We start from the raw sequence: 12,761 nt of genomic DNA, 5'->3' as shown, positions 1-12,761 counted from the left end.
TGGGGTGGGGCCGGCCGGGCAGGGGCGACCTGCACTGTCGCCCAGAGCGAGGCTTCCTCCGCGCATGCATGCGCGAATGTCGCCGATGTCCCGCGTCGGCTCTGTTCGTGCCCACCGCTGTCGGACGTCGACCGCCTTTGCGATGGCGCTCCCAGGCATTCACGGGACCGTCGGCTCGCGCCTTTCAGCGCCCTCACACCGCGTTCATCGCGGTGGCCGTTATGGTCGTGGGTCGTGACCGATCCCCGCGAGAACGACCGCATATCCGACCAGCCCGAACAGCCCGCCGTGCGCGACGAGATCGCGGAGCGCGAGCCGCGGTCCACGAGGCCGACGGCTTCCCCGGCGAAGTCCGGCGCATCTGCGCGTACCGGCTCGAGCGGTACGCCGCTCGGTCGTGCGCTCTCCGCGGCGCTCGTCGCCGCGGGGGTCTCGGCGATCCTGGGTCTCCTCTTCAGCGTCTTGACGCTCTTCAGCGCGAACCAGCCCGCGGCCGCCGTCCTCGTCACGCTCCTCGACTACTGGACCGTGCATACGCTCATCGCGTTCGTCCTCCTCGCGGCCCTCGCCGGGACCGGGTTCTACCGGCGTCTGTGGACGACCATCGTGGGCTCCGTCGCCGCGGCCGTCGTCGGGGCGCTCGCGGGCAGCCTGGTCGGTGCGCTCGGCCAGGGCGCGACGGTCACGGGCGACATCGTCGGCCCGCTGGTCGAGACGCTCCTCGGGCTCAACCTCATGTTCGTCCTCGGTGTCTCCCTCGCATCGGTCCTCCTCGGCCGACGTCTCTGGATCCGTCTGGTGGGGAGCCCCGATGCGCGGGTGAGGGAGCGCGTCGCCCTGGTGCGGATCCCGTCCGCCCGGCTCGCGGAGGGCGAGCTCACGCACGTCGAGCGCCGCCCGGTCGACGCCGAGCTGGCGGACCAGCAGTGGGAGCGGTACGTCCTCGCCTTCGAGGAGCACGGCTGGACCACCCGCGAGGTCCCGCCGGCGGACGACCACCCGGACTCCGTCTTCGTCGAGGACGCGGTCCTCGTGCTGGGCGACACCGCCGTGCTCCTCACCTCCGGTGCCGACTCGCGGCGCGGGGAGCGCACCGGCGTCGAGCGGGCGCTGGAGGAGATGGACCTCACGGTGGCCTCCATCGACCTGCCCGCCACCATCGACGGCGGCGACGTCCTCGAGGTGGGCCGCACGATCTACGTCGGGGCCAGCGGGAGGACGAACGCCGCGGGGATCCGGCGGCTGCGGGAGGTCGCGCGTCCTCTCGGCTACTCCGTCGTCGGCGTGCCGGTCAGCCGGACCCTGCACCTCAAGTCGCAGGTGACGGCCCTGCCCGACGGCACGGTCATCGGCTACGAGCCCCTCGTCGACCAGCCGGGCCTGTTCCCGTCCTTCCTCGCCGTCCCCGAGGCGGAGGGCGCCGCCGTCGTGGCGCTCGACGACGACACCCTGCTCCTCTCCGCGGCGGCACCGCGTACCGCGGAGCTGCTCCGCGGCCTCGGGTACGAGATCGTGCAGGTGGACGTCAGCGAGTTCGAGAAGCTCGAGGGCTGCGTCACGTGCCTGTCGGTGCGCATCGGCTGACGCGTCGACGATCCACCCGAGCCCGGCTCGCATCCTCGGATGCGGGCCGGGCTCTTGTGCGTCCCCTTCTCCGCTCCCTATCCTGGAAGGCTGCCTGGCGCGGCCACTCGCGTGGTCCATCGGTGCGGCCCAGACGTGAATCGCATACGCAGCCAGGGAGGGTGTCATGACCACGACATCGACGACAGACGCACGCACGACCTCGATCCGGATCGACGCCGCGTCCTCGCGCCTCGCGTCCGCGCCTGCGCCCGCGTCCCGCGCCCGCTAGAGCAGTCCGGCGGGCGCTCCGGCACCGGCTCCGGCCCCGTCGTCTCGGTGACGGTGCCGCGCGCATGGGCCCGGGATCCGGGATCCCCCGCCGCACCCACCGCCTCCGCATCCCGAGGTCCGGGCGACGATCGAGCTTCCGCTGTCGCTCGGCGCCGTCGCCCCGTCCGTCTGCCGGCCCCGCGCCGGCACGCCCCACCCCACGAACCTCCGCCGCTCGCGTCCCGACGCGCGCGGCCGCACCGCACGTCCGGCCGCGCATCGGCCGGGTCTACCGAAGGAATGACACGTGTCCACCTCCCCGCCCGCATCGCCTGACCAGGCGGCATCCGACCGGCACGGCCCCCGCCCCGGGACCGTCGCCGTGCTCATGCGGCTCCTGCCGTTCGCCCGCCCCGCCATGCCGAGCATCATCGCGGGCATGGTGGTCGCGCTCATCGGATCGCTGCTGTCGCTCGTGATCCCGCAGGTGCTCCGCGGACTCGTCGACGGGCCCCTCGGCGACGGCGACTCCGCCGCGGTCGTGCCCGCCGTGCTCCTCATCCTCGGCCTCGGGATCCTCGAGGCCGTGATGATCGCCCTCCGTCGCTGGTTCGTGCTGAAGCCCGGCACGCTCATGGAGGCGGACATGCGGAACTCGTTCTACCGGAAGCTGCAGCGGCTCCCGGTCGCGTTCCACGACCGCTGGCAGAGCGGGCAGCTGCTGTCGCGCATGGTCAGCGACCTCAACCTCATCCGCCGCTGGATGGCGTTCGGGCTGGTGCTGTTCGTGGTGAACATCCTCACGATCCTCGTGGGCATCGGCTTCCTCGTCTCCATCGACTGGCGGCTCGGGCTCGGCTTCCTCGTCTGCTCCATCCCGCTGTGGGTGTACGGCTACCTCTTCGAGCAGAAGTACTCCTCCGTCGCGCGCCTCAGCCAGGACCAGTCCGGCGACCTCGCGACCAGCGTCGAGCAGTCGGTGCACGGGATCCGCGTGCTCAAGGCGTTCGGTCGCGGCAAGCACATGCACGACGCCTTCGCCGAGCAGGCCGAGGAGCTGCGGGGCACGGAGATCAAGAAGGCGAAGGCCATCGCGGGCATCTGGCTCTGGCTGCTGCTCGTGCCCGACCTGACCTTCGCGCTCGCGCTGCTCGGCGGCGTGCTCCTCGCATCCGCGGGGGAGATCTCCGTGGGCGACCTCGTCGCGTTCTTCGCGACCGCGGCGGTGCTGCGCTGGCCGATCGAGTCGGTGGGCTTCCTGCTCTCGATGACCTTCGACGCGCGCACGGCCATCGACCGCTACTTCGAGGTGATGGACGAGGAGGACGACATCACGGATCCGGAGGCGCCCGTGCGCATCGCCGAGCCGCGCGGTCATCTCGTGTTCCGCGGCGCGCACTTCCGCTACCAGGACGCGGCGGCGGACCAGGCCGACCTCATCGACGGCGTGGACCTCGACCTGCAGCCGGGCGAGACCATGGCGCTCGTCGGGGTCACCGGTTGCGGCAAGTCCACGCTGACGGCGCTCACGACCCGGCTCTACGACGTGACCGGCGGCAGCATCGAGCTCGACGGCGTGGACATCCGCGACGTGCGGCTCGACGAGCTGCGCAGCCGCATCGCCATGGCGTTCGAGGACGCGACGCTCTTCTCCTCGAGCGTCCGCGACAACGTGCTGCTCGGCCGGCCGGACCTCGCCGACGGCGGACCCGAGGCGGAGCGCGTGCTGCAGGAGGCGCTCGACATCGCGCAGGCCGGCTTCGTGCGCGACCTGCCCGACGGCATCGAGACGACCGTGGGGGAGGAGGGCCTCAGTCTCTCCGGCGGGCAGCGCCAGCGGCTCGCCCTGGCGCGCGCCGTCGCGGCGGCGCCGGACGTACTCGTGCTCGACGACCCGCTCTCGGCGCTCGACGTCGACACGGAGGCGCTCGTCGAGGCGGCGCTGCGTCGCGTGCTCGCCTCCACCACCGCGCTCATCGTGGCGCACCGCCCCTCGACCGTGATGCTCGCGGACCGGGTGGCGCTCATGCAGGACGGCCGCATCACCGCGGTCGGCCGGCACTCCGACCTGCTCGCCACGAGCGAGCACTACCGGTTCGTCATCTCGAGCCTGGACGTGGAAGGGAACACCGTGCGCGAGGAGGCCTCAGCATGAGCGTCACCGGAGTCACCGGCGAGGAGAGGGACGACTTCTCCCGCGCCGAGAGCAAGCAGATCCGCCGGCGGTCGACGCGGCTGCTCGTCAGCACCATCCAGCCCGTCAAGCAGACGCTGATCCTGACGGGCGTGACGATCCTCGTCGCGACCGCGGCCAACGTGGCCGGGCCCGCCCTCATCGGCATCGGCCTCGACCGGGCGCTGCCCGCGCTGCTCGACACGGGCGACTTCACGCAGCTCGCGCTGATCATCGGGGCGTACGTCCTGGTGGCGGTCACGGGCGCGGTGCTGGTGGCGAAGTACCAGGTGATGTCGGCGCGGATCGCGCAGGAGATCCTCATCGACCTCCGCAAGCGCATGTTCCTGCACACGCAGAAGCTGAGCCTGGAGTTCCACGAGACCTACACGTCCGGCCGGATCATCTCCCGGCAGACGAGCGACCTCGACTCGATCCGCGAGCTCCTCAACGGCGGCATCAACCAGCTCGTGCAGGGCGCGCTCTACATGGCGTTCACCGCGATCGCGCTGTTCTCGTTCGACTGGGTCTCGGGCCTCGTGCTGCTCGCGGCGCTCGTGCCGCTGTTCTTCCTGAGCCTGTGGTTCGCCGTCAAGTCGCAGGCGCTGTTCCGGCAGACGCGCGTGAAGTCCGCGCGGCTGATCGTGCACTTCGTCGAGACCATGACGGGGATCCGCGCGGTGAAGGCGTTCCGCAAGGAGAAGCGCAACGCGGACGAGTTCTCCGAGCACGTCGAGGGGTACCGCGACACCAACATGCGCGTGATCCAGGTGTTCGGCGTCTTCGACCCGGGCCTCATCCTCATCGGCAACGTCACGGTCGCCGTGGTGCTGCTGGTCGGCGGCCTCCGCGTCGCCGACGGGCAGCTCGGCATCGGCGCGCTGCTGGCCGTCGTGCTCTACACGCGCCAGTTCTTCGGGCCGGCGCAGGACATGGCGATGTTCTACAACAGCTACCAGTCCGCGTCGGCGGCGCTCGAGAAGATCTCGGGCGTGCTCGAGGAGGAGCCGAGCGTGCCGGATCCGGTGGCGCCGGTCGACCTGTGGGAGTCCACGGGGCACGTGTCCTTCGAGGGCGTCGAGTTCGGCTACGGGAAGGGCAAGACGATCCTGCCGCGGTTCGACCTCGACATGCCGGCGGGGCAGACCATCGCGCTCGTCGGATCCACGGGGGCGGGCAAGACCACGCTCGCGAAGCTCATCTCGCGCTTCTACGACCCGTCGGACGGCCGCGTGGCGCTCGACGGGATCGACCTCCGCGACCTGCACCCGAAGGACCTGCGCCGCGCCATCGTCATGGTGACGCAGGAGGCGTACCTCTTCTCCGGATCCGTGGCCGACAACATCGCGATCGGCAAGCCCGACGCGACGAGGCGCGAGATCCAGGAGGCGGCGGAGGCCGTGGGGGCGCACACCTTCATCGAGTCGCTGCCGGACGGCTACGACACCGACGTGAACAAGCGCGGCGGCCGGGTGTCGGCGGGTCAGCGCCAGCTGATCTCGTTCGCGCGGGCGTTCCTCGCGGATCCGGCGGTGCTGATCCTCGACGAGGCGACGAGCTCGCTCGACATCCCCAGCGAGCGGCTCGTGCAGCAGGGGCTCACGACGCTGCTCGCGGACCGGACGGCGATCATCATCGCGCACCGGCTCTCGACCGTCGCGATCGCCGACCGGGTGCTCGTGATGGAGCAGGGCCGCATCGTCGAGGACGGCACGCCGGAGGCGCTCATCGAGGGCACCGGCCGGTTCTCGCAGCTGCACGCGGCCTGGCGGGAGTCGCTGGTCTGACGGCCTCCCGGCGCCGGCCCGCTCAGAGGTCGAGCGCCGGGGAGCCCTTCGGCAGCCACGCGTGCACGGCGTCGCCGTCGGCCGCGGCGAGCCATCCGTCGCCGCACGTCATCGTGGCGGCGGGCGACGGATCCGGCCACCAGGTGTCCTGCACGGCAGGCGCAGCCGGGTCGGCGGGAGCGGCGGTGCAGCCGAGCCGATCGGCCGGCGTCGCGGAGCGGTACCCGAGGATCGCGCCCTCGCCGCGCAGCGACGTCTTGATCCGGATGTCGGTCGCGTCCGCCGGGATCCAGGAGGGGATCCGCCCGTCGGCGTCCGCCGCGGTCGCGTAGATGCGCGCGTCCGCCGGGGTGGTCATGCCGCCGACGGTGCTCGCCGCGCCGCACCCGCCGAGCGCCAGCACGAGGAGCGCCGCGAGGGGAGCGGCCGTGAGGCGCGCAGTCGGCCGGCGCCTCGTCCCACGCGCGGAGCGGGAGCCCGGGACGCCCGGCTCGGGGGATGACGCGACGACGGAGGGGCGGGCGGACGGGCTGTGGGGCATGCTCCCAGTCCAGCGCAGCGGCGGGCGCCGCGCATCGGCCGCGCGGCCCCGGGCGTGGTCCTGCAGCATGATCCGGGTTCGGCCGGGAGGCGGAGGGGAGCGGACGGCCGGCCCGCGGTCGGCCCGGCGCACCGTCAGCGGATCGGGATCACGGGAACCAGCGCGCCGCCTCGAGGTCGACGCGGTACCCGGCGTCGGTCGGCGCCGCGAGGAGCGGCGTGCCCTCGGCCTCGTAGCGGGGCCGCGCCTCGTCGGCGAGCCCCGTCGGCGGGTGCCCGCCCGCCCGGGGGACGCGCCACCAGGGGAGCCCGGAGCCGTGGTAGCGCAGCACCATGCCGACCGCGCGGGCGCCGCGGCGGCCGAAGACGGCGGCGACGTCGCCGTACGTCATGACCCGGCCCGACGGGATCTCGGCCACGACCTCGAGCACCCGGTCGGTGAACTCGCCGGGCGTCGCGAAGACGGCCACGCGCTAGAGCGCCAGCGCGCCGATGGCCTCGCCGTACTGCGTCTCGCCGATGACCTCGAAGCCGACGTGCGTGAAGAAGTCCTCCGGGCCGTCCTCGCCCGGCTCCCATACGACGGTGAGGCGGTCGAAGCCGCGCGAGCGCGCCTCGTCGGCGAGGGAGAGCACGGCGAAGCGGCCGACGCCGTGGCCCTGCGCGTCCGCGTCGACGTTGATGCGCCAGATGCAGCTGCGGAAGATCTCCTCGTGGGCCTCGGGGTCGAAGTTGCCCATGATGAAGCCGACGACCTCCTCGTCCTCGATCACGACGCGGGGCCAGGCGGTGGTGGGGTTGACGTACGCCTCGGCGATGGAGTGCGACACGGGGGCGACGTAGTTCTCCTGCCCCGGCTTGAGCGTCAGCGTGTTGGCCGCCACGATCGTGCGGGCGCTCAGCTCTTCGAGTCTCATGTCGCTCATGGGCACAGGGTATCGGGCGGATCCTCCTCGGACCAGGAGGCCGGGCGCCTCATCCGGGGCCGCCTCGCCGATGTCTCGATGTCGAGAGACAGGGGTCGGCGGGTAGGCTGGCGGACGGATCCACCGGCGACGAGCCGGACCCGGCGCGCGCCGACGGAGACGCGCGATCGGAGGGCACCGACGAGCATGAGGAGGACTTCGTGGAGAAGATCAAGGTAGAGGGGACCGTCGTCGAGCTCGACGGCGACGAGATGACGCGCATCATCTGGCAGTCCATCAAGGACACGCTCATCCACCCGTACCTCGACATCGACCTCGAGTACTACGACCTGGGCATCGAGAAGCGCGACGAGACCGACGACCAGATCACGATCGACGCGGCCAACGCGATCAAGAAGCACGGCGTCGGCGTCAAGTGCGCCACGATCACGCCCGACGAGGCGCGCGTCGAGGAGTTCGGCCTGAAGAAGATGTGGCGCTCGCCGAACGGCACCATCCGCAACATCCTGGGCGGCACGATCTTCCGCGAGCCCATCATCATCAGCAACATCCCGCGCCTCGTGCCCGGCTGGAACAAGCCGATCATCGTCGGCCGCCACGCGTTCGGCGACCAGTACCGCGCCACCGACTTCCGCTTCGAGGGCGAGGGCACGCTCACGATGACCTTCACCCCGAAGGACGGCTCCGAGCCGCAGCAGTTCGAGGTGTTCCAGAGCCCCGGATCCGGCGTCGCGATGGGCATGTACAACCTCGACGACTCGATCCGCGACTTCGCGCGCGCGTCGCTCTCGTACGGCCTCGCCCGCAACTACCCGGTCTACCTCTCCACCAAGAACACGATCCTCAAGGCCTACGACGGCCGCTTCAAGGACCTGTTCCAGGAGGTCTTCGAGGCCGAGTACGCGGACCAGTTCGCCGCCGCGGGCCTCACCTACGAGCACCGCCTCATCGACGACATGGTCGCCGCCTCGCTCAAGTGGGAGGGCGGCTACGTCTGGGCCTGCAAGAACTACGACGGCGACGTGCAGTCCGACACCGTGGCCCAGGGCTTCGGCTCGCTCGGCCTCATGACGAGCGTGCTCACCACGCCCGACGGCAAGGTCGTCGAGGCGGAGGCCGCGCACGGCACCGTCACGCGCCACTACCGCCAGCACCAGCAGGGCAAGCCCACGTCGACGAACCCGATCGCGTCCATCTACGCGTGGACCCGTGGCCTCGCGCACCGCGCCAAGCTCGACGGCAACGACGCGCTCAAGACGTTCGCGGACACCCTCGAGGACGTCGTCATCACGACGGTCGAGAGCGGCAGGATGACGAAGGACCTCGCGCTCCTCGTCGGACCCGACCAGCCGTACCAGACGACCGAGGAGTTCCTCGCGTCGCTCGCGGAGAACCTGCAGACGCGCCTGGCCTGATCCCGCGGGCGTCGATCCGACGCCGCCGCACGCCGAGAGGCCCCGCCCCCGCATCGGGGGCGGGGCCTCTCGCATCGCCGGATGGGCATCACGTGTGCAGAGCATCGACGGGGGGCGTGGATTCCTCCCTACGGTTCTCCCCATCGCGTCGACGACGCGACTCCGCGACGGGGGGCTCGCGCCGTCCTGCACATCGTGCGCGCCGCGGATCCGGATGCCGGCCGAGGCCGGCGACAGGAGGGAACAGCCATGCCCATCCACCGAGACCCGATCCCGCCCGGCCGGAGGCGCCGACTGCGCGCGGCCCGGCCCCTCGCGGCCTGCACGCTCGCGCTGGCGCTCGTCGCCGCGGGGACCACGACCGCCATGGCGGACGATGCGCCGACGGCGTCCGTCCCCGTCGTCGCGAAGGACGGCCACTACCTCGTCACCCTGAAGGACCAGCCCGCGGCCGCCTACGACGGCACCCTCGACGGGCTCGCGCGCACGAAGGTCGAGCCGGGCGCCCGGCTCGACGCCCAGTCGGACGCCGTGCAGCGCTACTCCGAGCACCTCACGCACCTCCAGGACTCGGCCGCGGACGCGGCGGGCGTCACCCCGACCAACCGGTACTCCCTCACCGTCGACGGATTCTCCGCCGAGCTGACGGCCGCCCAGGTCCAGGCGCTCGCGCACGACAGCCACGTGCTGAGCGTTGAGCCCGATCGGAAGCTGCACCCCACGTCCACGCCGGACTCCCGCTTCCTCGGGCTCGAGGGCGACCACGGCCTCTGGTCGAAGGCGGGCGGCGTCGGCAAGGCTGGCCAGGGCACCGTGGTGGGCGTCCTCGACACCGGCATCGCCCCGGACAACCCCTCCTTCGCCGGGAAGCCCCTGGGGTCGACGCCCGGGGCGGAGCCGTACCGCGACGGATCCCGCATCGACTTCCGCAAGGGGGACGGCACCGTGTTCCACGGGACGTGCCAGACGGGCGACGGGTTCACGGCCGACGACTGCTCCACCAAGATCGTCGGCGCACGGGCCTTCGAGGCCGGCTGGGCCGCATCGGGCAGCCCGCTCGGGCCGCAGGAGAAGGTGTCCCCGCTCGACACCGCCGGGCACGGGAGCCACACCACGAGCACGGCCGCGGGCGACGCGGGCGTGACGGCGACCACGGGTGCCGTCCAGGAGACCATCGCCGGCATCGCCCCCGCGGCGAGGATCGCGACCTACAAGGTGTGCTGGAACGGGCCCGACCCGAAGGTGGAGACCGACGACGGCTGCACGACGTCGGACATCGTCGCCGGGATCGAGCAGGCCACGGCCGACGGCGTCGACGTGATCAACATGTCGCTCGGCGGCGCGGGGAAGGCGGAGGACACGTTCGAGCGAGCCCTGCTCGGCGCCGCGAACGCCGGCGTCTTCGTCGCGGCGGCAGGCGGCAACAGCGGCCCCGATGCCGGGACGATCTCGAACACCGAGCCGTGGATCACCACCGTCGCCGCCAGCAGCGTGCCGGGCAACTACTCCGGGACGGTCACCCTCGGCAGCGGGGCGAGCTTCAGCGGCGCCTCCCTCACCGTGGGCTCCACGGTCACGGGACCCCTCGTGCGCGGGGCGGACTCCGGCGTGAAGGGCGCCGCCTCCCCCGAGGCGTGCGGGGACGGCACGCTGGATCCGGACAAGGTGCGCGGCAGGATCGTGCAGTGCGACCGGGGCGTGGTGAACCGCGTCGACAAGAGCGCGGAGGTGAAGCGCGCGGGCGGCATCGGCATGGTGCTCACCAACGTCACGTCCGACTCCGAGGACCTCGACCTCCACAGCGTCCCCACGGTGCACCTCGACGCCGACTCGCGCGCCGCGATCGTCGCGTACGCGTCGAAGGCGGGTGCCACGGCGACCCTGACGAACGGGAACACGACGGGCGTCGAGCGGCCCGCGCCGCAGGTCGCGGGATTCAGCTCCCGCGGCCCCTCCGAGCTGGTCGACGGCGGCGACACCATCAAGCCGGACGTCACGGCTCCGGGCGTGGGCATCCTGGCCGCGGTCAACGACGCGGACGGCAAGCCCGACTTCGCCGCGTACTCGGGCACGTCCATGGCCTCGCCGCACATCGCCGGGTTCGGGCTCGTCTACCTCGGCCTCCACCCGAAGGCGTCGCCGGCGGAGGTCAAGTCGGCGATCATGACGACCGCGACCGACACCCTCGGCGCGGACGGCAAGCCCGACACGGACCCGTTCGCCCAGGGAGCGGGGCAGATCGCCCCGGACCGGTTCCTCGAGCCCGGCCTCTTCTACCCGAGCGGCGCGAAGGACTGGGCTGCGTACGCCGCGGCCACGGGGCTCGCGCTGCCGCACCCGGTGGCGCCGGTCGCCCCGTCCCAGCTGAACCTGCCGAGCATCGGCGTCGGGAAGCTCCTGGGGTCCACGACCGTCACGCGCACCGTGACGTCGCTGACCGCGGGCACCTGGACGGCATCCGTGCAGGGCGTGTCGCAGGCGGACGTGAAGGTCACGCCCGCGCGGCTGACGTTCACGGCTCCGGGCCAGACGAAGTCCTTCCAGGTGCGCATCACCGCGAAGCGCGGGGCGCCGTCCGACACGTGGTCGACCGGCTCGCTCACGTGGAGCGGATCCGCCGGCACCGTCCGCAGCCCCGTCGCGGTGCGGCCGACCGCGGTCTCCGCTCCGGCGACGGTCGACGGCACCGGCACGAGCGGGAGGGTCGACGTGTCGGTCGACGCGGGTGTCACGGGCCGGATCCCGCTGACGACCGCCGGTCTCTCGCGCGGCCAGCTCGTGAGCGACGGGAAGACCGGGCACACGGGCAGCGTCAGCACCACCGAGGGCGACGAGAACAAGATCACGGTGAAGGCGGGCGAGAAGGCGCTCGTCCTCGACGCGGCACCGCTCGACGGGGCCTCGGATCTCGTGATGCAGCTGGAGAAGGCGGGCAAGACCGACGCCGACCGCACGTTGGTGACCCTGCAGAACACCTCCTCGCTGTCGGAGCGCATCGTCGTGCCGGCACCCGAGGCGGGCGACTACTTCGTCACCGTGCAGGCCGCGAAGCTCGCGAGTTCGGCGAAGAGCGTCGACTACGACCTCACGCGGTACGACGTGGGGGGCACGGGCGGGGAGGGGCCGTTCGCGGTCTCGCCGGCCCAGCTCCCCGTCACCGTGGGGAAGAAGGCCTCGTACACGGCCTCGTGGTCCGGGCTCGCCGCCGGCGCGTCCTACGTCGGTCTCGTCAGCTACGGCGGGGCCGCCGCCACCACGCTCGTGGACGTCACCACGCCCGCCGCCGCACCCGCCGCGACCGCGGCTCCCGCCATCAGCGGCACGCCGGACGTCGGGCAGACGCTCACGGCGTCGACGGGGGAGTGGACGCCGAAGGGCGTCGAGCTGGCCACGCAGTGGCTGTCGAACGGCACGCCGATCGCCGGGGCGACGGGATCGACGTTCCGCGTGACCTCCGCGGTGGCGGGCACGGCGCTCGCCGTCCAGGTGACGGCCACCGCAGCCGACGGGCAGAAGGGCGTCGCCACGAGCCCGCAGGTCACCGCGCGGGACGTGGCGACGGTGCACCTGCAGGCGACGCGACCGCAGGGCACGCCGAGCGGCGGCGTGCACGTGCAGGTGTCGGTGACGTCGGCCGCGAAGCAGGCCGCCACCGGGGTGGTGCGGGTGACCGTGGACGGGGCGGAGCACGACGTGCCCCTCGACGGCTCCGGGAACGGCTGCGCGGATCTCACGGGCATCGCGCCGGGGACCCGCACGGTGCAGGCCTCCTACGCGGGTGACCACCTCGTCGGCGCGGGCACGAGCAGCGCCCAGAGGATCGTCGTGCGCTGACGGTCGCGAGCGATCGACGGAGGGCGGGTGCCGGACGGCATCCGCCCTTCGTCGTGCGCGGCACCAGCCTTTACACGCGAGGGAGCGGGGGTTCCTGAATGTCTTCCCCGCAGCAGGGGATGGCGCTCGCGCATGGATGACGCGGGTCTGGCTCGGGAAGCCCGCCAGAGCGCCGATCCGGCGCCCGCGGGAACTGTTACACGGCGGTAACACGGGCCCTTTCTCAGGGTGAATACCCGGGGTATGTTGA

The 12,761-nt window shown here is 72.3% G+C and carries 8 protein-coding genes; 5 read left to right on the top strand and 3 right to left on the bottom strand.

From position 1 onward, the window contains the following. Positions 1 to 234 precede the first annotated feature (234 nt). The 3 genes from ddaH to ACMT9T_RS15610 all read left to right on the top strand — a co-directional run bounded on the left by ddaH (position 235) and on the right by ACMT9T_RS15610 (position 5,796). Positions 235 to 1,584: a dimethylargininase gene (ddaH, locus tag ACMT9T_RS15620; RefSeq protein WP_414746399.1), complete on the top strand. Its 1,350-nt coding sequence runs from the start codon at positions 235 to 237 to the stop codon at positions 1,582 to 1,584. 559 nt (positions 1,585 to 2,143) lie between these two features. After that, positions 2,144 to 3,991 (top strand): ABC transporter ATP-binding protein, encoded by a 1,848-nt coding sequence (locus ACMT9T_RS15615; RefSeq protein ID WP_414746398.1) that lies wholly within the window; start codon positions 2,144 to 2,146, stop codon positions 3,989 to 3,991. Next, positions 3,988 to 5,796 (top strand): ABC transporter ATP-binding protein, encoded by a 1,809-nt coding sequence (locus ACMT9T_RS15610; protein WP_414746397.1) that lies wholly within the window; start codon positions 3,988 to 3,990, stop codon positions 5,794 to 5,796. Before ACMT9T_RS15615 ends, ACMT9T_RS15610 begins: the two co-directional genes overlap by 4 nt. Positions 5,797 to 5,818: 22 nt before the next feature. On the opposite strand, the gene ACMT9T_RS15605 is transcribed toward ACMT9T_RS15610, so the two are convergent. From ACMT9T_RS15605 to ACMT9T_RS15595, 3 genes are all read right to left on the bottom strand, one after another. Next, the gene (locus ACMT9T_RS15605) at positions 5,819 to 6,337 is read right to left on the bottom strand and encodes a hypothetical protein (RefSeq protein ID WP_414746396.1); all 519 of its coding nucleotides are present in this window, start codon (positions 6,335 to 6,337) and stop codon (positions 5,819 to 5,821) included. 148 nt (positions 6,338 to 6,485) lie between these two features. Continuing rightward, on the bottom strand, positions 6,486 to 6,806 hold the full coding sequence (locus tag ACMT9T_RS15600; RefSeq protein ID WP_414746395.1) for an MGMT family protein: 321 nt from the start codon (positions 6,804 to 6,806) through the stop codon (positions 6,486 to 6,488). A gap of 3 nt (positions 6,807 to 6,809) precedes the next feature. Further along, the gene (locus ACMT9T_RS15595; protein ID WP_043673388.1) at positions 6,810 to 7,262 is read right to left on the bottom strand and encodes a GNAT family N-acetyltransferase; all 453 of its coding nucleotides are present in this window, start codon (positions 7,260 to 7,262) and stop codon (positions 6,810 to 6,812) included. A 200-nt stretch (positions 7,263 to 7,462) separates the two neighbouring features. On the opposite strand from ACMT9T_RS15595, the gene ACMT9T_RS15590 reads away from it, so the two are divergent. Both ACMT9T_RS15590 and ACMT9T_RS15585 read left to right on the top strand, forming a co-directional pair. After that, positions 7,463 to 8,677, top strand: coding sequence for an NADP-dependent isocitrate dehydrogenase (locus ACMT9T_RS15590; RefSeq protein ID WP_414746394.1), 1,215 nt, complete (start codon positions 7,463 to 7,465; stop codon positions 8,675 to 8,677). 249 nt (positions 8,678 to 8,926) lie between these two features. After that, complete coding sequence (locus tag ACMT9T_RS15585; RefSeq protein ID WP_414746393.1) at positions 8,927 to 12,511, top strand: S8 family serine peptidase; 3,585 nt, start codon at positions 8,927 to 8,929, stop codon at positions 12,509 to 12,511. Positions 12,512 to 12,761 lie beyond the last annotated feature (250 nt).

Origin of the sequence: Clavibacter vidaverae (assembly GCF_047529985.1) — a bacterium.
Taxonomy (GTDB): Bacteria; Actinomycetota; Actinomycetes; order Actinomycetales; family Microbacteriaceae; genus Clavibacter; species Clavibacter nebraskensis_A.
Note: the sequence above shows the minus strand (reverse complement) of the source record. Positions and strands in the feature narration are given on the sequence as shown.